The organism is uncultured Aquabacterium sp. (assembly GCF_913773725.1).
In the GTDB taxonomy this organism is placed as follows: Bacteria; Pseudomonadota; Gammaproteobacteria; order Burkholderiales; family Burkholderiaceae_C; genus Aquabacterium.
The window spans coordinates 19283-38284 of sequence record NZ_CAJYGK010000036.1; the positions used below are offsets into that span (position 1 = coordinate 19283).

General features: G+C 65.8%; 17 protein-coding genes, 1 tRNA gene, 1 pseudogene and 1 riboswitch. Of the genes and pseudogenes, 12 read left to right on the forward strand and 7 right to left on the reverse strand.

Translation table 11 applies throughout. The features are described 5' to 3' along the window. Nucleotides 1-72: 72 nt before the first annotated feature. From ccoP to QZ709_RS04410, 6 genes and pseudogenes are all read right to left on the reverse strand, one after another. Entirely contained in the window at nucleotides 73-1008 is a 936-nt protein-coding gene (gene ccoP, locus QZ709_RS04385; protein ID WP_294636108.1) for a cytochrome-c oxidase, cbb3-type subunit III, read from the reverse strand. A 14-nt stretch (nucleotides 1009-1022) separates the two neighbouring features. Further along, nucleotides 1023-1160 carry a cbb3-type cytochrome c oxidase subunit 3 gene (locus QZ709_RS04390; RefSeq protein WP_294636109.1) on the reverse strand — a complete coding sequence of 46 codons (138 nt, stop codon included), beginning with the start codon at nucleotides 1158-1160 and terminating at the stop codon, nucleotides 1023-1025. 12 nt (nucleotides 1161-1172) lie between these two features. Next, nucleotides 1173-1805, reverse strand: a complete 633-nt coding sequence (ccoO, locus tag QZ709_RS04395; RefSeq protein ID WP_294636110.1) for a cytochrome-c oxidase, cbb3-type subunit II — start codon at nucleotides 1803-1805, stop codon at nucleotides 1173-1175. A gap of 16 nt (nucleotides 1806-1821) precedes the next feature. After that, nucleotides 1822-3258, reverse strand: coding sequence for a cytochrome-c oxidase, cbb3-type subunit I (gene ccoN / locus QZ709_RS04400; RefSeq protein ID WP_294636111.1), 1437 nt, complete (start codon nucleotides 3256-3258; stop codon nucleotides 1822-1824). A 90-nt stretch (nucleotides 3259-3348) separates the two neighbouring features. Beyond that, nucleotides 3349-3483: pseudogene (ccoS, locus tag QZ709_RS04405) on the reverse strand (cbb3-type cytochrome oxidase assembly protein CcoS); the annotation flags it as partial. Between the two features lie 7 nt (nucleotides 3484-3490). Further along, the gene (locus QZ709_RS04410; RefSeq protein ID WP_294636113.1) at nucleotides 3491-5926 is read right to left on the reverse strand and encodes a cation-translocating P-type ATPase; all 2436 of its coding nucleotides are present in this window, start codon (nucleotides 5924-5926) and stop codon (nucleotides 3491-3493) included. 135 nt (nucleotides 5927-6061) lie between these two features. Here QZ709_RS04410 and QZ709_RS04415 point away from each other — a divergent pair, with 135 nt between their 5' ends. Beyond that, a complete protein-coding gene (locus tag QZ709_RS04415; RefSeq protein WP_294636114.1) occupies nucleotides 6062-6514 on the forward strand; it encodes a DUF192 domain-containing protein in 453 nt (150 codons plus the stop codon). A 7-nt stretch (nucleotides 6515-6521) separates the two neighbouring features. On the opposite strand, the gene QZ709_RS04420 is transcribed toward QZ709_RS04415, so the two are convergent. Further along, the gene (locus QZ709_RS04420) at nucleotides 6522-7427 is read right to left on the reverse strand and encodes a patatin-like phospholipase family protein (protein WP_294636115.1); all 906 of its coding nucleotides are present in this window, start codon (nucleotides 7425-7427) and stop codon (nucleotides 6522-6524) included. A 110-nt stretch (nucleotides 7428-7537) separates the two neighbouring features. Between QZ709_RS04420 and QZ709_RS04425 the strand changes: the two genes are divergently transcribed. From QZ709_RS04425 to QZ709_RS04475, 11 genes are all read left to right on the forward strand, one after another. Further along, the gene (locus QZ709_RS04425; RefSeq protein ID WP_294636116.1) at nucleotides 7538-8512 is read left to right on the forward strand and encodes a sulfite exporter TauE/SafE family protein; all 975 of its coding nucleotides are present in this window, start codon (nucleotides 7538-7540) and stop codon (nucleotides 8510-8512) included. A 66-nt stretch (nucleotides 8513-8578) separates the two neighbouring features. Then, nucleotides 8579-10288 carry a nitrite/sulfite reductase gene (locus QZ709_RS04430; RefSeq protein WP_294636117.1) on the forward strand — a complete coding sequence of 570 codons (1710 nt, stop codon included), beginning with the start codon at nucleotides 8579-8581 and terminating at the stop codon, nucleotides 10286-10288. A gap of 26 nt (nucleotides 10289-10314) precedes the next feature. Next, on the forward strand, nucleotides 10315-10821 hold the full coding sequence (locus QZ709_RS04435; RefSeq protein WP_294636118.1) for a DUF934 domain-containing protein: 507 nt from the start codon (nucleotides 10315-10317) through the stop codon (nucleotides 10819-10821). Between the two features lie 50 nt (nucleotides 10822-10871). Beyond that, a complete protein-coding gene (locus QZ709_RS04440; RefSeq protein ID WP_294636126.1) occupies nucleotides 10872-11621 on the forward strand; it encodes a phosphoadenylyl-sulfate reductase in 750 nt (249 codons plus the stop codon). A gap of 18 nt (nucleotides 11622-11639) precedes the next feature. Beyond that, nucleotides 11640-12593, forward strand: coding sequence for a sulfate adenylyltransferase subunit CysD (gene cysD, locus QZ709_RS04445; RefSeq protein WP_109035835.1), 954 nt, complete (start codon nucleotides 11640-11642; stop codon nucleotides 12591-12593). Further along, nucleotides 12593-13918 (forward strand): GTP-binding protein, encoded by a 1326-nt coding sequence (locus QZ709_RS04450; protein WP_294636119.1) that lies wholly within the window; start codon nucleotides 12593-12595, stop codon nucleotides 13916-13918. Before cysD ends, QZ709_RS04450 begins: the two co-directional genes overlap by 1 nt. Before the next feature lie 60 nt (nucleotides 13919-13978). Then, entirely contained in the window at nucleotides 13979-14782 is an 804-nt protein-coding gene (cobA, locus tag QZ709_RS04455) for a uroporphyrinogen-III C-methyltransferase (protein ID WP_294636120.1), read from the forward strand. Between the two features lie 57 nt (nucleotides 14783-14839). Next, nucleotides 14840-15163 (forward strand): ferredoxin FdxA, encoded by a 324-nt coding sequence (fdxA, locus tag QZ709_RS04460; protein ID WP_294636121.1) that lies wholly within the window; start codon nucleotides 14840-14842, stop codon nucleotides 15161-15163. A gap of 14 nt (nucleotides 15164-15177) precedes the next feature. After that, nucleotides 15178-16278, forward strand: a complete 1101-nt coding sequence (locus tag QZ709_RS04465) for an NAD(P)/FAD-dependent oxidoreductase (protein WP_294636122.1) — start codon at nucleotides 15178-15180, stop codon at nucleotides 16276-16278. A 5-nt stretch (nucleotides 16279-16283) separates the two neighbouring features. Then, a riboswitch (TPP riboswitch) is annotated at nucleotides 16284-16386 on the forward strand. A gap of 132 nt (nucleotides 16387-16518) precedes the next feature. Further along, nucleotides 16519-18720 (forward strand): TonB-dependent siderophore receptor, encoded by a 2202-nt coding sequence (locus QZ709_RS04470; RefSeq protein WP_294636123.1) that lies wholly within the window; start codon nucleotides 16519-16521, stop codon nucleotides 18718-18720. Nucleotides 18721-18879: 159 nt separating this feature from the next. After that, a tRNA-Asn gene (locus QZ709_RS04475) sits at nucleotides 18880-18955 on the forward strand. Nucleotides 18956-19002 lie beyond the last annotated feature (47 nt).

The window sequence follows — 19002 nt, forward strand, 5'->3', positions numbered from 1 at the left end:
CGTTGGGCTTTCGATGTGCTGTGCTTGACCAGGGTCAAGCGGGGTCGACTTGGTGGTCAACCCCGTGACAGATCACTTGGACGAAGCGGTCTGGACCGGATTCGACAGACCCCAGACGTAAGACGCCACCACCTTGATCTGGTCTTCCGACAGACGCGGGCTTTGAGCCGGCATGACGTTCACCTTGCCCTCGTTGACGATGCGAACGATGGCTTCTTCGCCCCAGCCATGCAGCCAGACCTTGTCGGTCAGGTTCGGCGCACCGATGGCATGGTTGCCCTTGCCGTCGGCGCCGTGACAGGCCGCACACACGGCCTTGAACTTGGCCTTGCCCAGTTCAGCCAGGATGGAGTTGTGACCCGAACCGGACAGGCTCAGCACGTAGTTCGCCACCTGGCGGACTTCGTCGGGCGAACCCACCGCAGCAGCCATGGGAGGCATCTGACCGCGACGACCACCGGTGATGGTCTCGATGATCTTCTCGGGCGAACCACCATGCAGCCAGTCACCGTCCGTCAGGTTGGGGAAGGACTTCGCACCCTTGGCGTCCGAGCCGTGGCAAGCCGCACAGTTGTTGAGGAACAGGCGCTGGCCAATGGCGTGAGCTTGAGGATCACGAGCCAGATCCGGCACCGAAGCGTTCTTGAACTTGGCGAAGATCTTGTCTTCCTCGGCCTTGGCCTTCACCATTTCGGCTTCCAACTGACCCTTGGAGGTCCAGTTGAGCTTGCCAGGCGAGTTGCCCAGCCCCGGATACAGGGCGAAGTAGCCGATGGCGAAGATCAGCGTGATGATGAACAGGAACAGCCACCAGCGCGGCAGCGGGTTGTTCAGTTCACGCAGGTCGCCGTCCCACACGTGGCCGGTGGTCTTGTCGACGTTGCCGTCGGCGTCATAGATCACCTTGTGCTTGGCTGCGCCGATCAGGACGAACGCGCAGTACACCAGGCCGAACACCACGATGGCCGTGACATACCACGCCCATCCGTTGGAAATGAAGTCGCTCATGTCTGAGCCTCCAATCAATCTTCTGAGAGAGGCAGCCGGGCTGCCTCATCAAACTGGGACTTGTTGCCCCGGGCGTAGGCCCAGGCGACGATGCCCACGAAAACGCACAGGCATGCCACCGTGAAGAGGCTTCTCACATCGATGATGTCCATGTGCGCTGCTCCTTACTTGACGGCGGTTCCAAGGACCTGCAGGTAGGCAATCACAGCCTCGAGCTCGGTCTTGTCCTTGACTTCTTCGTCAGCGGCCTTGATCTCGGTGTCGGTGTAGGGCACACCCACCTTGCGCAGGGCCTCCATGCGCGGCGCCACGGCAGGACCGTCCTTCAGCTTGGCTTCGGCCAGCCACGGGTAAGCAGGCATGTTGGACTCGGGCACCACGTCACGCGGGTTGATCAGGTGAGCACGATGCCATTCGTCCGAGTACTTGCCGCCAACGCGATGCAGGTCGGGACCTGTGCGCTTGGAACCCCACTGGAAGGGATGGTCGTAGACGAATTCGCCAGCCATCGAGTAGTGGCCATAGCGCAGCGTTTCAGCGCGGAACGGACGCACCATCTGCGAGTGACAGCCGTAGCAGCCCTCGCGGATGTAGACGTCACGACCAGCCAGTTGCAGTGCCGTGTAGGGCTTAAGGCCCTCGACCGGCTGCGTGGTGCTGTGCTGGAAGAACAGCGGAACGATTTCGACCAGCGCCCCGAAGGACACGACGATCAGCGTGAGCACGATCATCAGGAAGTTGCTGGTCTCGATCTTCTCGTGAGAGAAGAGCGCAGGCTTGTGGTTGTGGTCAGCCATGTTGTTCTCCTTCTTATCAGGCGTGAGCCGGCTGAGCCTGAGCACCGATCGGCGCATCCACGGCGCGACCAGCCAGGGCGGTCATCACGGTGTTCCACAGCATCAGGATCATGCCGCCCAGGTAGAGCAGGCCGCCCGCGACGCGGATCACATAGAACGGATAGGTCGCCTTCACGCCCTCGACGAAGCTGTAGACCAGCGTGCCGTCAGGGTTCACAGCGCGCCACATCAGGCCCTGCATCACACCGGCAATCCACATCGCGGCGATGTACAGCACGATGCCGATGGTGGCAGCCCAGAAGTGCAGCGAGATGGCCTGGACCGAGTACATCGTCTGACGACCGAACATGCGCGGGATCAGGTAGTACAGCGAGCCCATCGAGATCAGACCCACCCAGCCCAGAGCACCCGAGTGCACGTGGCCGACGGTCCAGTCGGTGTAGTGCGACAGCGAGTTCACGGTCTTGATGGACATCATCGGACCTTCGAAGGTCGACATGCCGTAGAACGACAGGGCCACGATCAGGAACTTCAGGATCGCGTCGTCGCGCAGCTTGTACCAGGCACCCGACAGGGTCATGATGCCGTTGATCATGCCGCCCCAGGAGGGAGCCAGCAGGATCAGCGAGAACACCATGCCGACGGACTGGGTCCAGTCAGGCAGCGCGGTGTAGTGCAGGTGGTGAGGACCCGCCCACATGTAGGTGAAGATCAGAGCCCAGAAGTGCACGATCGACAGGCGATACGAGTACACGGGCATGCCGGCCTGCTTGGGGATGTAGTAGTACATCATGCCCAGGAAGCCTGCCGTCAGGAAGAAGCCCACGGCATTGTGGCCGTACCACCATTGCACCATGGCGTCCTGCACACCGGCGTACACCGAGTAGGACTTGGTCAGGCTGACGGGGATCTCGGCGCTGTTGACGATGTGCAGCAGGGCCACGGCGATGATGAAGGCGCCGTAGAACCAGTTGGCCACATAGATGTGGCGCACCTTGCGGATGCCGATGGTGCCGAAGAAGACGACGGCGTACGCGACCCAGACCAGGGTGATCAGGATGTCGATCGGCCACTCGAGTTCAGCGTACTCCTTGCCGCTGGTGTAGCCCAGCGGCAGCGAGATGGCCGCCAGCAGGATCACCAGTTGCCAGCCCCAGAACGTGAAAGAAGCCAGAGGGCCTGCAAAAAGGCGCGTCTGGCATGTTCTTTGCACAACGTGGTAAGAAGTTGCGAACAGGGCGCAGCCGCCGAACGCAAAAATCACCGCATTGGTGTGCAACGGTCGCAGTCGACCGTAGGACAGCCAGGGAATGCCGAAATTGAGTTCCGGCCAGGCCAGCTGGGACGCAATGAGGACGCCGACTGCCATGCCGACGACGCCCCATAGGACGGCCGCTATGGCGAACTGCCGGACAACCGTGTCGTTGTACGTGGCAGAGTGGGTGGATGCCATCTCTTCTTCTCCTAAGTTACAGCGCGAATTGTGAGGGCAAACCCCGGCCTAAATTTGATGACGCTCAACGTTATCCTCGACTTTTTGAGACTCATCAGTGAGGATCCGAAGGCCCTCCTGCTCGATGTCTTCAAACTGTCCTGAATGGACGGCCCATCCCAGAATCGCCAGGATGGCGAGCACGAGCAGAACCGAAACGGGCAACAGGACGAAGAGGATTTCCATGGCGTGATCAGGCAGAGGGGTTAGAACCCGCCGGATGGGCGCCGAGTCTAAGCGCATTGAGCACGACAAACAGCGAACTCAGCGCCATGCCAAGGCCGGCCAGCCAGGGTGGAAGCAGCCCCATGAGGGCCAGAGGAATGCAGACCATGTTGTAGGAGGCGGCCCAGAGCAGGTTCTGGCGCACGATGCGGATGGCGCGTCGAGAGATCAATACCGCCGCGGGCACACCCGAAAGCCGCCCTCCCAGCACGATCAGGTCAGCCTGAGATTGCGCCAGCGCAGCGCCCTGGTCCAGCGCAATGGAGACATCGGCCTTGGCCAGCACCGGGGCGTCGTTGATGCCGTCACCGACCACGGCCACCCGTTGACCGCGGGCCTGGGCCTCACGAATCTCTTCCAGCTTGTCCTCGGGCGCAGCCTGAGCGCGGGCCACGACCACTTCGCCACCCGCAGACAGGTGTCGTGCAGCGGCAACGACGCGATCGTGGCGGTCACCGGAAAGCAATGCCGACTCACACCCGAGTTGCCGCAATTGTTGCAGCGCTGGCGCCGCTTCATCCCGAAAGACCTCGTCGAAAACAAAGCCAAATCCAGGGATGGACGAGGCCCCCGAGCCTGGATCGACGGGCGCCAGCCAGACGCGAGCGTCCGTCGCAGGATGGTCCTGTCCAAGCACCCACACCGCGGACCCGAGTCGCCAGGTGACGCCATCGGCATCCCGACCTTGTACGCCCTTGCCGGCTTCCTCACGGAGGTCCTGCCAGCCCAGCGGCTGGAAGGGCCGGATCGCCTGGACCGCCGACACCAGCGACCGCGACAGCGGGTGCTGCGAACACGCGGCCAGCGCGGCTGCGCGCTGCAGTGCTTCGGCCAGATCCGGGCCGTCGAGGTCTTGCCGTAGACCGCCCGCGTGCTCCACCGCCACGAGCGTCAACTCACCCTTGGTGAGCGTGCCCGTCTTGTCAAAGTAAACGCGGGACACCGCGGACAGGGCCTCGATGGCGTCGAGTCGCCTCACGAGAACCCCCCGTCGCGCCAGAGCCCCCGCGGCCGACAGCAGCGCAGCCGGGGCTGCCAATGACAGCGCGCAAGGACAGGTGACAACGAGCACGGAGACTGCCACCCAGACGGACTTCGCCGGATCGATCCACTGCCAGACCAGCGCACCGGCGGCGGCGAGAAAAAGCACAGCCCAGAGGAAGGGGCCTGCCATGCGGTCGGCCATGCGCATCCAGCCCGGCTTTTCCGTGAGCGCCTGCTGCACCAGGGACACGATCTGCTGATAACGCGTGTCGGGCCCCAGGCGCTCGACGCGCATCCACACCGGCGCCCCGAGGTTCATGCTGCCCGCCACGACGACCTGCCCCACGGTGCGCACCACGGCCCGGGATTCGCCGGTCAGCAAGGATTCATCCACCTCGGTGCGGCCTGCGAGGATCTGCCCATCCGCCGGAAAGGACTGCCCCACGGTAATCCGAAGGCAGTCTCCATGCTGCAGGGCCGACAGCGGCACCGATTCGACGGAGCAGGCTTGCCAGTCCGGTTCAACGGCCGCATCGCCCGGCCCCTGCCCCGGGGGCAGGATGGCGCGGTCCACCGCTTCCGGCAGCCTCAGGCACAGCGCCTCCAGAGACTGCGTCACCCGCTCGCGCGCACGCAACTCCAGCCAACGCCCGGCCAGCAGGAAGGTGACGAACATGGTCAGGGAATCGAAATATGCATCGGGGCCGAAAATGTCCTGCGCTCCGAATGTGACCCCGGAACTGACGATGAAGGCCGCCGCCATGCCGATGGCCACCGGCGTGTCCATGGCCACCCTGCCCTGCCGGGCGGCGCGCCACGCCCCCGAGAAGAAAGGGCCGCAGGAGAAAAGCATGACAGGCAGACTCAGCACCCAGCAGGACCAGTTGAGCAACTGCCAGATGTCGGCCGGAATCTCTCCGGGCTCGGCAACATACTGCGCCCAGGTGATCATCATCACCTGCATCATGCAGAAGCCGGCCACGGACAGTTGCCACAACAGCTTGCGACGCTCACGGAGGCGTTCGTGCCCGGCACGGGCTGCGGCGTCCGGCCAGGCCTTGTAACCCACACGCTGGACTGCCTCCACCAGCATCGACAGGCGCACCTTCGCCGGGTCGATCAGGATCCGGGCGCGCTGCGAAGCGGCCTGCACCTGCACGTCCGACACGCCAGGAACCTTGAGGAGCGCCGACTCGATGGTGATGGCGCATGCTGCGCAGTACATGCCGGACAGCCCCAGACCAATGCGGCGCTCGCTGCTTCCCAGGGGCGCCTCCAGCACGCACTGAGCCAGAAGATCGGGATCGTCGAGGCCCGCGGACTGCGCGGGCGTCAAGGGAGGCAGCGGCGGGAGTGGCGCGCCGGGCACGGGCACGGCGGTGTCACCCGCGGCAAGGGCTGAACTGGCGGAGGGAGGCATGAGGGCGCTGCTACAGTCTGACTCGGTACACAAGCGACGTCCGGATCAGTCCGGCGGACGCGGCACCGTAAGGGCTGCATGGGCGCAGCCCCTGAGCAAGGTCAACGAGGAAGCGAGATTGTGTTTCAAGATCGGGTGAAACGCGCGGCAGCCGCGCTGGCGACCGCAACCCTGCTGTGGACAACGCCGTCTCTGGCTCAGACGGCCCCCCAGAAGCTGCCGACCATCGCCCTGGGGGCCGGCATGCACAACATCCGCGCCGAAGTGGCCACCACCCCGGAGCAGCACCAGATCGGCCTGATGTTCCGCACGGCGATGGGCACCAATGAGGGCATGCTGTTCATCTTCGAACGTCCGGCGCAGCAGTGCTTCTGGATGAAGAACACGCTGATCCCGCTGTCGGTCGCGTTCATTTCGGAGGACGGGACGGTCGTCAACATCGAAGAGATGGCCCCGCAGACGCTGGAGTCTCACTGCTCCTTGAAGCCCGTCCGCCACGTGCTCGAGATGAACGCGGGCTGGTTTGCACGGCGCGGCATCAAGCCGGGGACGCGGCTGCTGGGGGCACCGTTCGGCACCCCACGCTGACGCTCCGTCAGGACGCGCGGGCTCGTGCAGCGATCCGCTCCTTGAGTTGCGGCATCACCATCAGCGCAGCCTCGCGGCCCGCCAGGATGGACAGGCGGCGCGCGCTGAACTCGGCGCTGCCAATGCCCTCGAGCTTGGGACGCATCACCACATCGGCATCCTGAAGCTCGAACTGGCTGATCGCGTGCCCCATGATGTTGTACGTCTGCAAGAGGATGTCGATGGGGCCCTTGGTGGGCATGCCCTCGGGGATGGCCGAAATGTCGACGGCAATCACCACCTCAGCCCCCATCTGGCGCGCGAAGCGGACAGGCACCGGTGACACGGCCCCACCATCGATGTACTCGCGGCCGTTGATGCGAACCGGCTCGAACACGGCAGGCACGGCACTGGACGCACGCACGGCCGTGCCGACATCGCCTTTGCGGAAGAGAATGGGCTGCCCGGTCTGAAGGTCGGTGGCCACAATGCCGAGCGGCATCCGCATGGCGTCGATGAGCTTGCCGCCCGTGTGCGTGCGGACAAAGCGGGCCAGGGCCTCCCCCTTGAGCAACGAGCGGCTGGGAAACACCCAGTCGGTGATCGAGGACTCGTCGAGCGACATGGCCATGGTGGCGAGTTCGGTGGGCGTCTTGCCGGCAGCATAGAGGGCGCCGACCACACTGCCGGCCGAGGTGCCGACCACGAGGTCAGGCCGAATGCCCTGCTCTTCCAGGACCTGCAACACCCCGATGTGGGCGAACCCGCGGGCAGCCCCCCCGCCCAGTGCCACACCAACGCGAGGCGGGCGCACAACGCGGCGGGGCTCCAGGGGCGGAGGCGCGGGCGGGGTCACCACGGGCGTCGTGCACGCGCCGAGCAGCAGCCCCCCCGCTGCCGTCAGCAGACGGCGACGCAGGGAACTTAATTCCATTTGGTTATGAGCAACTTCCATAAATGTTGTTCTCATTTATATAGACGGTCGGTAGCATCCGGCACTCACTCCATTGTCCCCCGCTGCGTCTGGCGCACCGGCGCCGTGTCATGAAGATCCGCAACCTCGACCTCTCCGACAACCCGATCAACGCCGAGCACAGCGCGTTGGGCCTGCCTCCCGTGGAGGACGACGTGAGCCACCCTTCCGATCATCCGGTGTTGCGCATCGCGGTGTGGTCGGTGGGCTTTCTGCTCGTTGGCGTCCTGAGCTACCTGGCGTCGAAGTTGTTCAACGGCCATCACCAGCAGACCGGACTGGAACTGATTGTCGAGACGCTTCAGGGTGACGCCTTCTGGAAGGCCGTGCTCGTGGGCCTGCTGGCCCAGACCGTGGACGGCGCGCTGGGCATGGCCTACGGCATCACATCGACCTCTTTCCTGCTCGCAACCGGCAGTTCGCCGGCGGTGGCGTCGGCCAGTGTCCACATTGCCGAGGTGTTCACGACGGGGGTCTCCGGTATCTCTCACGTGAAACTGGGCAACGTCAACCGTTCGTTGTTCCTGCGCTTGCTGGTCCCCGGCATTCTGGGGGCCACGCTGGGCGCCTGGGTGGTTTCATCGGTGGACGCCCATGTGATCAAGCCCGTGGTATCAGCCTATTTGTTCGTGATGGGCCTGTATATCATCAGCAAGATTTTCAAGAAAATCACGCCACGCCGAGAAACCCCGAAACACGTCGCCAAACTGGGCCTGTTCGGCGGGTTTCTGGACGCGGTCGGCGGCGGGGGCTGGGGTCCGGTCGTGACCACGACGCTGGTCGGAACGGGGCAGGATCCACGCACCACCATCGGGTCGGTCAACCTGGCCGAGTTCTTCCTGACCTTTGCCAGTGCCGCCGTGTTTGCCGGGCTCGTGGAGGAAGGCCCATGGCCCACGGTGGCAGGGCTGGTTGTCGGGGGACTGTTCGCCGCTCCGTTTGCGGCCTTCCTCACGCGCCGGCTGAACACGCGAACCCTGCTGACGCTGGTGGGAACCGTGATCTCGGGCATCAGCCTTTACAATCTGTACCGGGCTCTCGGCTGACTGTTTGGAACCTGACCGCGCATTTTGAATTCGCGGTTCGAATGGCTATTTTTTTCGCTGCGCACCATGTATCAATATACTGATTTCGACAAACAGTTTGTCCGCCAGCGCGCGGCCCAATTCCGCGACCAGCTGGAACGCAATCTGGCCGGCAAGCTGGGCGACGAGGAATTCCGTCCGCTGCGTCTGCAGAACGGCTGGTACATCCAGCGCCACGCCCCGATGCTGCGCGTGGCCGTGCCCTATGGCGAGATGTCGTCGAAGCAGATCCGCCAGCTGGCACGCATTGCGCGCGAGTTCGACCGCGGCTACGCCCACTTCACCACCCGCCAGAACGTTCAGTACAACTGGATTCCGCTGGCCAAGGCCGCCGACGTGATGGAGCTGCTGGCCGAAGTCAACATGCACGGCATCCAGACCTCGGGCAACTGCATCCGCAACATCACGGCCGACGCGACCGTGGGCGTGGCAGAAGACGAAATCATCGACGCCCGCCCGTATTGCGAAGTGCTGCGCCAGTGGTCCACGCTGCACCCGGAGTTCGCCTTCCTGCCGCGCAAGTTCAAGATCGCCGTGAACGGCGCCAAGGAAGACCGCGCCGCCACCGCCTGGCATGACATCGGCCTGCACCTGGTGAAGAACGACGCTGGCGAAGTAGGCTTCCGCGTGCTGGTGGGCGGCGGCATGGGCCGCACCCCGATCACGGCCACCGAGATCAACGCCTTTGTGCCGTGGCAGCAGATCCTCGTCTACATCGAGGCCATCGTGCGGGTCTACAACCGCTACGGTCGCCGCGACAACATGTACAAGGCACGGATCAAGATCCTGGTGAAGGCCGAAGGCCAGAAGTTCTTTGACCAGGTCAACGCCGAGTTCCAGAACATCCTCGAGCGTGACGTGGACGGCGCGGCCCACATCATCCCGCAGGCCGAATTCGACCGCGTGAACGCGAGCTTCGCCTTCCCGGCGTCGGTGCAGGCCCATGTGCCGGCCGGCAACGGCCTGCCTGCCGACGCGACCGACGCCGAGCGCACCCAGTTCAGCAAGTGGCTGGAGCGCAATGTGGTGGGCCACAAGGTGCAGGGCTACAAGAGCGTGCACCTGTCGGTCAAGCGTGTGGGCCAGGCCCCGGGCGATGCCACCGACACCCAGATGGACGCGATCGCCGACATCGCCGACCAGTTCAGCTGCGGCGAGCTGCGCATCACGCACGACCAGAACGTGCTGCTGCCCTTCGTGCGCGAGGAGGACCTGTTTGCCGTGTGGAAGGCCGCCAAGGCGAACAGCTTTGCCTCACCCAACATCGGCCTGCTGAGCGACATGATTGCCTGCCCGGGTGGTGATTTCTGCGCCCTGGCCAATGCCCGCTCCATCCCCATCGCGAACGACCTGATCGCCCGCTATCAGGATCTGGACGAGCTCTACGACATCGGCGACATCGACCTGCACATCTCGGGTTGCATCAACTCGTGCGGCCACCACCACAGCGGTCACATCGGCATCCTCGGCGTCGACAAGGACGGCACCGAGTGGTATCAGGTGACGCTGGGTGGTTCGGATGGCTCGAACCTCGCGCCGGGCGCCGTGGCCGGCAAGGTCATCGGCCCGTCGTTCTCGGCCGACGAGGTCACCGACGTGATCGAGGCCGTGATCGAGACCTACCGCAGCCAGCGGGCGGCCAACGAGCGCTTCGTCGACACCGTCAAGCGCGTTGGCATCGACCCGTTCAAGGCCGCCGCCAACGCGGTGCGCCGCACGACTGCCAAGGCCGCCTGAGCCCCACGCCGCGAAAGAGACAGACCATGAAATTCATCGATACCCATCACGACCAGTGGCACACCGTGGGTGGCGAAGACGGCCCCGTGTCGCACCCGCCGGTGAAGTCGTACAGCCTGCTGACGCTGGCGCAGTGGCACGCCGTGCGCGAGCAGTGGCCCGCCAAGAGCGCGGCCGATCACAAGCCCGTGGGCGTCATCGTCGCCAATGACGTCGACATCGAGGTGCTGGAAGCCGATCTGACCAAACTGGATCTGGTCGTGCTGCAGTTCCCGAAGTGGACAGACGGTCGCGCCTACACGCAGGCTCACATCCTGCGCGCCCGTTACCGCTTCGGCGGCGAGGTGCGCGCCACGGGCGACGTGCTGGTCGACATGATGCCCTTGATGGCCCGTACCGGCTTCGACGCCGTGGTGTTGCGCGCCGACCAGGACCGCGCCATTGCGGAGCGTCAGCTGAGCTTTTTTGCTGCACGCGGACACTACCAGGGCGACGTGCAGCAGACGAAGCCGGTCTTCGGCCGCGCGGCCTGATCCGAATGGAGGGCACGATGAGTGAGGTTTCTGCCATCGGGGGCGTGTCGATGCTGGGTGGGCCCGCGGCCGACGCCGGCTCGGCCATCCGCCTTTACAACAACCCAAGTGCCGACTACGCGGCCAAGGTGCACGCCACGATCGAGTTGCTGAAGGCCGCGGCCATCGAGCACCCCGGCAAGGTGGTCCAGGCGACCAGCCTGGGGGTCGAGGACATGATCGTCACCGACCTGATCGCCCGCCACCAGCTGCCGATCGCCATTGGCACGCTGGAGACCGGCATGCTGAACCCGGAAACGGCCGCGCTGATCGGCACGATCGAGACGCACTACGCAGATGCCGGCCTGCACGTCGAGGTCTACCGCCCGAAGAACGAGGCCGTGGTCGAGTTCGTGAGCCAGCACGGCGAGAAGGCGATGTATGAAAGCATCGACCTGCGCAAGGCCTGCTGCGGCATCCGCAAGCTTGAGCCGCTGGCCCGCATGCTGGCCGACCGCACGGCGTGGATCACCGGCCTGCGCCGCGAGCAATCGAACAACCGCGGCGGCATGTTGGACCGCGAGGTGGACGACGCCGGCCGCGCCAAGTTCAACCCGATGATCGAGTGGACCTGGGGCGATGTGTGGCACTACGTGGCCGTGAACCACGTGCCCTACAACCCGCTGCACGACCAGTTCATGCCGTCCATCGGCTGCGCCCCCTGCACGCGCGCCATTGCCGTCGGCGAGGACTTCCGTGCCGGCCGCTGGTGGTGGGAAGACGAGAAGGCCAAGGAATGCGGCCTGCACGTCCACAAGTGATTCAAGAGCGAGAACAAGATGAGTGATGTGAACCAACTGCTGGCGGAAGTCGACCACCGCCACCTGGACGCGCTGGAAGAGGAAGCGATCTTCATCCTGCGTGAAGTGGCCGCCAGCTTCGAGCGCCCGGGCCTGCTGTTTTCGAGCGGCAAGGACTCGTGCGTGGTGCTGCACCTGGCCGAGAAGGCCTTCAAGATGAAGAACCCGGCCACGGGCAAGCTGGAAGGCAAGCTGCCCTTCCCGCTGGTGCACGTGGACACCGGCCATAACTTCCCCGAAGTGATCGACTTCCGCGAGAAGCGCGTGGCCGAGATCGGCGAGCGCCTGATCGTGGCGCACATGGAAGAGTCGATCAAGAAGGGCACCGTGCGCCTGGCCCACCCGCTGGAATCGCGCAACGGCCACCAGACGGTGACCCTGCTGGAAGCGATCGAAGACAACCGTTTCGACTGCCTGATCGGCGGCGCCCGTCGTGACGAAGAGAAGGCCCGCGCCAAGGAGCGCATCTTCTCGCACCGCGACAGCTTCGGCCAGTGGCAGCCCAAGGAACAGCGCCCCGAGCTGTGGAACCTGTTCAACACCCGCATCAAGCCGGGCGAGCACTTCCGCGCCTTCCCCATCAGCAACTGGACCGAGCTGGACGTGTGGCTGTACATCGCCCGCGAAGGCATCCCGCTGCCCAACATCTATTTCAAGCACGCCCGCCAGGTGATCCGTCGCAAGGGCCTGCTGGTGCCGCTGACCGAGGTGACGCCGGCGCTGGAAGGCGAAACGGTCGAGACCGTGGACGTGCGCTTCCGCACCGTGGGTGACATGACCTGCACCTGCCCGGTCGAATCGACGGCCGCCAACGCCGCCGACATCGTCGCCGAGACCCTGCACGTGACCGTGAGCGAACGTGGCGCCACCCGCATGGACGACCGCACGTCCGAGGCCTCGATGGAGCGCCGCAAGAAGGAAGGTTATTTCTGATGAGCACCGTGACCCACAACGAAGCCAGCACCGAACTGGCTCACAAGGCCCTTCGCTTCCTGACCGCGGGCAGCGTGGACGACGGCAAGAGCACGCTGATCGGCCGTCTGCTGTTCGACAGCCGCGCCATCCTGGCCGACCAGCTGGATGCGCTGGAAAAGCGTGCCGCGGGTGCCCCGATCGACCTGTCGCTGCTGACCGACGGCCTGGAAGCCGAGCGCGAACAGGGCATCACCATCGACGTGGCCTATCGCTACTTCGCGACCAAGACGCGCAAGTTCATCATCGCCGACGCCCCGGGCCACGAGCAGTACACCCGCAACATGGTGACCGCTGCGGCCGGCAGCGATGCCGCCGTGGTCCTGGTGGACATCACCAAGATCGACTGGAAGGCCTCGCCGGTGCCGCTGCTGGCCCAGACGCGCCGTCACAGCCTGCTGGCCCACCTGCTGCGCGTGCCGAACATCGTGTTCGCGATCAACAAGCTGGACGCCATCGAGCAGGACACCGAGACCGCCTTCAACAACGTGAAGGCCTCGCTGGAAGCCTTTGCCGAGCAGGCCGGCATCGTCAACAAGGGCGTGATCCCCGTGTCGGCCCTGCGCGGTGACAACGTGACCACGCCGAGCGCCAACTGGCCCTGGTACAACGGCCCCACCCTGCTGCAGGTGCTGGAGCAGCTGCCGCCGAGCGACGAGCGCCACGACGGCGCCCTGCTGCACCCGGTGCAGTACGTGACGCGCGACAGCGTGGGCGAAGGCGAAGCCTCGGCCTCGGGCACCGGCCACCAGTACCGCGCGTTCTGGGGTCGCATCGCACACGGCGCCGTGAAGGCCGGTGACGAAGTCCAGATCTTCCCGAGCGGCGAGACGGCCATCGTGGCCGAAGTGCGCCACTCGGCGCTGGTGGTCGACCAGTGCGAAGCGGGCCAGTCGGCCGGCATCGTGCTGGACCGCCAGGTCGACATCTCGCGCGGTGACTGGATCCACACGCCGGGGTCCATCCAGCCGACGGCCAACTTCACCGCGACGCTGGCCTGGCTGGACACCGAGCCCGCCGTGGTCGGCCGCAAGTACTGGGTGCGCCACGGCAACCGCTGGGTGCAGGCCCGCATCACGTCGATCGACAACCGCCTGGACATCCACACGCTGGAAGACACGGACGCGCACGAGCTGGCCGTCAACGAGATCGGCCGCGTGCAGATCCAGACCCAGCAGCCGCTGCCGGTCGAGCCTTATGCGAGCAACCGGGTCGGTGGCGCGCTGATCGTGGTCGATCCCACGACCAACCGCACCAGCGGCGCCCTGCTCGTCCAGGCGGCCTGAGCCACTTCTGCCCTATCGCCTCATTGCCCGAACGCCGTGGAATCCAAGCCCTGCTCGCTCATGCCTGCCAAAGTGGTCTTCATCGGCGCCGGCCCCGGTGAGGCCGACCTCATCACGGTGCGCGGCAGCCGGCTGCTGGCCCAGGCGCACGCCGTGCTGTTCGACGCCCTGGCCGACCCGGCGCTGCGCGACCTCGCACCCCAGGCGGACTGGATCGACGTCGGCAAACGCGGTTTTTCCGGCAAGGACGGCAGCGACTTCAACGGCCAGACGCGGATCAACCGCCTGCTGGTCGAGCACTCGCTGGCGGTCGGGGCCATTCACGGTGAACGGGGGCTGGTGGTGCGCCTCAAGGGCGGCGATCCCAGCCTGTTCGGCCGGCTCGAAGAAGAGTTGCACGCCCTGCGCGACGCAGGCATCGCGTCCGAGGTGGTGCCGGGTGTGACTTCGGCGCTGGCGGCCGCAGCCGCCACACAACGGCCGCTGACCCGGCGCGGCACCGGGCGCAGCGTGAGCTTCACCACCGCCATGACCCGCACCGGCGATCTGCAATGCGGCATGGGCCCCGGCCAGCGGGCGGACACCGAGGTGTTCTACATGGCAGGCAGGCAGCTCGAACCGTTGAGCAAAGGGCTGCTGGACGCCGGATGGCCCGGCATCACCGAGGTCAGCGTGGTTTCACGTGCAGGCTGGCCCGACATGCGCCACAGTGTGCACACCGTGGCCACGCTCGGCGACGCCAGCGCCGTGCACGCGGGACGCCCGACCCTGGTCATCGTTGGCGCCGGCGCCACAGACATTCCTGATCAACCTTTGACCCACATCCCGATTTGCGGCGAAAGCGCATCGGGTTCCGAGGGCTGAGCGCGGCCCCTGCCGCTAAAATCCGCCCCGTCATACAACCGTTACAAGAGACCTGACATGACCCACGTCGTCACCGAAGCCTGCATCCGCTGCAAATACACCGACTGTGTGGACGTGTGCCCGGTGGACTGCTTCCGCGAAGGCCCGAACTTCCTGGTGATCGATCCGGACGAGTGCATCGACTGTGCCGTCTGCATCCCCGAGTGCCCGGCCAACGCCATCGTCCCCGAAGAAGACGTGCCGGGCAACCAGCAGAACTACATCCAGCTGAACGCCGACCTGGCCAAGGTGTGGCCCAGCATCACCAAGCGCAAGGACCCGCTGCCCGACGCGGATGAGTGGAAGGACAAGGTCGGCAAGCTCGACCAGTTGATCCGCTGAGGCGCGAGCACGCGATGACGGACACCGACGCGGTTGTGATCGGTGCAGGCCCGGTGGGCTTGTTCCAGGTCTTTCAGCTCGGTCTGCTGGGACTCCGTGCCCATGTCATCGATGTGCTGCCCGAACCGGGTGGACAGTGCGTTGCGCTGTACCCCGACAAACCGATCTATGACGTTCCCGGCGTGCCTCGCTGCACAGGCCGGGAATTGACGCGCCTGCTTCTCACGCAGGCGCAGCCGTTTCTGCCCGCCCTCGCACCGGCTTCGACCGATGCACGCGGACCGGGTGCCTCCGGCTCGAGCCCCTATGCCAACGTGCACCTGGGTCAGCAGGTGGCCGGGTTGGCCCGCGCTGAAGACGGGCGCTGGCTGGTCACGTCCAGCCGCGGGCTGCAGTGGCGCGCCCGCGCCGTGTTCGTGGCTGCCGGGGCTGGCGCCTTCGTGCCCCGCAGCCTGAATCTGCCCGGGCTGCAGGATGCGGGCAACGTCCACTTCCACGTCCCCGAAGCCGGCGCCCTGCCGTGGGCCGGACAGCATGTGGTGGTGGCCGGTGGGGGCGATGAAGCCTTGGCGTCGGTCGTGTCGCTGGCAAACGAGACCGACCCGGCGCGCCGCCCCGCGCGGCTCACCTTGCTGCATCGCCGCGAGGTGTTTCAGGCCGAGCCCGAACTGGATGCGGCCGTTCGCGCGCTGATCGCAGAGGGACGTGTGGCGCTGTGCGTCGGCATGCCCACCGAGGCCCAAGTGGCCAAGGCCACCGTCGAATCGCTGGCCATCCTCTCCCCCGACGAGACGCACCATCCGCTGCCGCTGGATCACCTGCTGGTCCGCCAGGGCATGAGCCCCAAACTGGGCCCACTGACCGACTGGGGGATGGCCCTGGAGCGCAAGCAGATCGTGGTCGACACGGGCACGTTCGAGACCTCACTGCCGCAGGTTTATGCCGTGGGCGACATCAACACCTACCCGGGCAAGAAGCGCCTGCTGCTGTGCGGTTTCCACGAGGCCACGATGGCGGCGCATGCCGCTGCCGCGGCCCTGAACCCCGGTTCGCCCCAGCATCTGCTCTACACGACGACCAGCCCTTTGCTGCGCGAGCGGCTGGGCGTCGCGTAAAATCGCGGTTCCGCTGGGGGTGCCCGCCGATTCAAAGGCGCGGGCTGAGAGAGTCCCTTCGAACCTGAACGAGGTCATGCTCGCGTAGGAAAGCTGGTGGTCTGCCACAACAGGTCGCGCACATCCGTGCCGGCCCGCGGCAGGCTGGCACGGGCCCCGACGGCCCATGGACTCTTCTGGTCGCCCCCTGTTTGACGACCGATGTCCGAGCCGGTGCCCTGGTGCACCGCACGCCACGCCATGCCCACCTCTGTTCACGCCGCCCGCCACGCTGCCCCGGCCGCCCTTCGTCCGCCCCGACCCACGGCCCTTGCCTCTGCTGCCTTGCTGGCCTGCTTGCTGCAGGCTGCGCAGGCGCAGCAGGTGGCCGAGGACGCCACCGTTCAGGCTGTGGGGGTGAGCGCGCCCGCCATCAAACGCAGCGCCAAGGCCAGCATCGTCGGTCTGGGCGACCTGCCTGCATGGGAAACGCCCGCCCAGGCGCAGACCTTCTCGAGCGACGTGCTGCGGGACGCGTTCGTCACCCGGCTGGCCGACCTGACGCGGCTGGATGCGAGCACCACCGACTCGTACAACACCGTGGGCTATTGGGACTACCTGACGGTGCGGGGTTTCACGCTCGACAACGCCTACAACTACCGCCGCGAAGGCCTGCCCGTGAATGCCGAGACCCGGCTGCCACTGGAGAACAAGTCGGCCGTGGAGCTGTTCAAGGGCACCAGCGGCATTCAGGCCGGGGTGAGTGCCCCGGGAGGGCTGGTCAACCTGCTGGTGAAACGTCCCGAGGGACGCGTGCACAGCGCTTTCTTCTCGGTGAACGACGCCGGTGAGGCGCGCGCCGCGGTGGACGTGGGCGGCCGGTTCGGCCCGGAGCGCAGCCTGGGGTTGCGGGTGAACGCCGCCGTGGCCCGCCTGAACACGCAGATCGACAACACCGAGGGCCACAGCCGGCTGCTGTCGGTCGCCACCGACTGGCGCCTGTCACGCGACACCCTGATCGAGCTGGAACTGGAAGACAGCTGGCAGAGCCAGCCCAGCGTGGCGGGCTTGAGCCTGTTGGGCGACCGGCTGCCATCCTCACGCACGTTCAGCCGCAAGCTGAACCTGAACAACCAGCCATGGAGCCAGCCGGTGCAGTTCGAGGGCCGCACGGGCACCCTGCGCTGGACGCAGAACCTCCAGGCGGGCTGGAGATCGGCCGTGACGTATGGGGAGCAGCATCTGCGCTCGAATGACCGCGCGGCGTTTCCTTTCGGCTGCTATGAGGGGGCAACCGAGACGTACTATTACAGCGCCTGCCCGAACGGCGACTACGACCTGTACGACTACCGCTCCGACAACGAGCGCCGGATCACCCGTTCACTGCTGGCGCAACTCGAAGGCCGCTTCGACCTCGCGGGCATTGAGAACAACGTGCGCTTCGGTCTCCTGCGCTCGCTGTATCGCACGTCACTCAAACCTCAGGCCTACAACTATGTGGGCACACTCAACGTGCTGACAGGCCCTTACGAGCCGACGGTTGCCGCCCCGGAGATGGACGACGCGAGCCCGAACCGCTGGGAAAACTCCACGGAGCTCTCGGTGCAGGACCACGTGCGTCTGGCCCCGAACTGGCAGGCCTGGGTGGGCGTGCGCCACACCAGCCTGAGCCGCCACAGCCAGGAGACCGACGGGGCCAAGGACACCTACATCGACCAGACCCTCAACACCCCGTGGGCCGCGCTGGGATGGACGCTCGCGCCGCAGACCCAGGCCTATGTGAGCTGGGGCGAAGGCGTGGAGACCAAGGCGGCGCCGCGCAATGCCGCCCTGGCGAACGCCGGCCAGATCCTGCCGGCCGCCAAGAGCCGACAGACCGAAGTCGGTGTGAAGGGGCAGTACAGCGCCGGACGCGTGAGCGCCCAATGGGGTGCCAACCTGTTCCAGACGCTGCGACCGCTGGCCGAGACCATTGACAGCACCTTCCGCTACAACGGCGATGCCCGCCACCGTGGTCTCGAAGGCTTCTGGCAAGGCCGCGTCGGCCCGTGGGGCCTGGCGGCCAGCGCCATGGTGCTGGATGCCGAGCGCCGCGGCAGCACGGACGGCACCGTAAACGGGAAACAGCCAGTGAACGTCCCGGAGCGCACGGTGAAGGTGTCGGGCAGCCACACCTGGGGCCTGCCGGTGCCGCTGACGGTGCAGGCCGACGTGGTACACGAGGGCAGCCGCTGGGTGGACACCGCCAACACGGTGCGCCTGCCGGCCTGGACGCGACTGGATCTTGGCGTGCGCGCTGTGCAGGGGCGGGAGGCCCTGCGCACCGTCACCTGGCGACTGAACGTGGCCAACGTGTTCGACAAGCGTGGCTGGCGTGAGGCACCGTCGATGTTCGGCGGACACACCTATCTGTTTCCGATCCTGGGACGCACAGTGACCGCCTCGGCCCAGATCGACTTCTGATCCGCCGACCGCCCCCTGTTGCATCTGGCTCACAAGGCTGGTTGCATCTGGCCCGGACAGGCCCGCGCGTTGCTGGGCCGTTCAAAACAATGTTATAGTCTCGGTCTCGGTTGTTGAGCACGCCAGCAATGAAGTGCCCCGCAACCTGAACCGACATATTCCCCGATAGCTCAGTCGGTAGAGCGCCGGACTGTTAATCCGTAGGTCCCTGGTTCGAGCCCAGGTCGGGGAGCCAAAAATTCGATTCGATTCCCCGATAGCTCAGTCGGTAGAGCGCCGGAC

Bases quoted from the DNA above. Each gene is read 5' to 3' on its own strand.
- ccoP (WP_294636108.1), bottom strand. From the start codon at position 1,008: ATGAGCGACTTCATTTCCAACGGATGGGCGTGGTATGTCACGGCCATC.
- cobA (WP_294636120.1), top strand. From the start codon at position 13,979: ATGCCTGCCAAAGTGGTCTTCATCGGCGCCGGCCCCGGTGAGGCCGAC.
- QZ709_RS04410 (WP_294636113.1), bottom strand. From the start codon at position 5,926: ATGCCTCCCTCCGCCAGTTCAGCCCTTGCCGCGGGTGACACCGCCGTG.
- QZ709_RS04440 (WP_294636126.1), top strand. From the start codon at position 10,872: ATGCTGGGTGGGCCCGCGGCCGACGCCGGCTCGGCCATCCGCCTTTAC.
- ccoN (WP_294636111.1), bottom strand. From the start codon at position 3,258: ATGGCATCCACCCACTCTGCCACGTACAACGACACGGTTGTCCGGCAG.
- fdxA (WP_294636121.1), top strand. From the start codon at position 14,840: ATGACCCACGTCGTCACCGAAGCCTGCATCCGCTGCAAATACACCGAC.
- QZ709_RS04465 (WP_294636122.1), top strand. From the start codon at position 15,178: ATGACGGACACCGACGCGGTTGTGATCGGTGCAGGCCCGGTGGGCTTG.
- QZ709_RS04435 (WP_294636118.1), top strand. From the start codon at position 10,315: ATGAAATTCATCGATACCCATCACGACCAGTGGCACACCGTGGGTGGC.
- QZ709_RS04430 (WP_294636117.1), top strand. From the start codon at position 8,579: ATGTATCAATATACTGATTTCGACAAACAGTTTGTCCGCCAGCGCGCG.
- cysD (WP_109035835.1), top strand. From the start codon at position 11,640: ATGAGTGATGTGAACCAACTGCTGGCGGAAGTCGACCACCGCCACCTG.
- QZ709_RS04390 (WP_294636109.1), bottom strand. From the start codon at position 1,160: ATGGACATCATCGATGTGAGAAGCCTCTTCACGGTGGCATGCCTGTGC.
- QZ709_RS04450 (WP_294636119.1), top strand. From the start codon at position 12,593: ATGAGCACCGTGACCCACAACGAAGCCAGCACCGAACTGGCTCACAAG.
- QZ709_RS04425 (WP_294636116.1), top strand. From the start codon at position 7,538: ATGAAGATCCGCAACCTCGACCTCTCCGACAACCCGATCAACGCCGAG.
- QZ709_RS04420 (WP_294636115.1), bottom strand. From the start codon at position 7,427: ATGGAATTAAGTTCCCTGCGTCGCCGTCTGCTGACGGCAGCGGGGGGG.
- ccoO (WP_294636110.1), bottom strand. From the start codon at position 1,805: ATGGCTGACCACAACCACAAGCCTGCGCTCTTCTCTCACGAGAAGATC.
- QZ709_RS04470 (WP_294636123.1), top strand. From the start codon at position 16,519: ATGCCCACCTCTGTTCACGCCGCCCGCCACGCTGCCCCGGCCGCCCTT.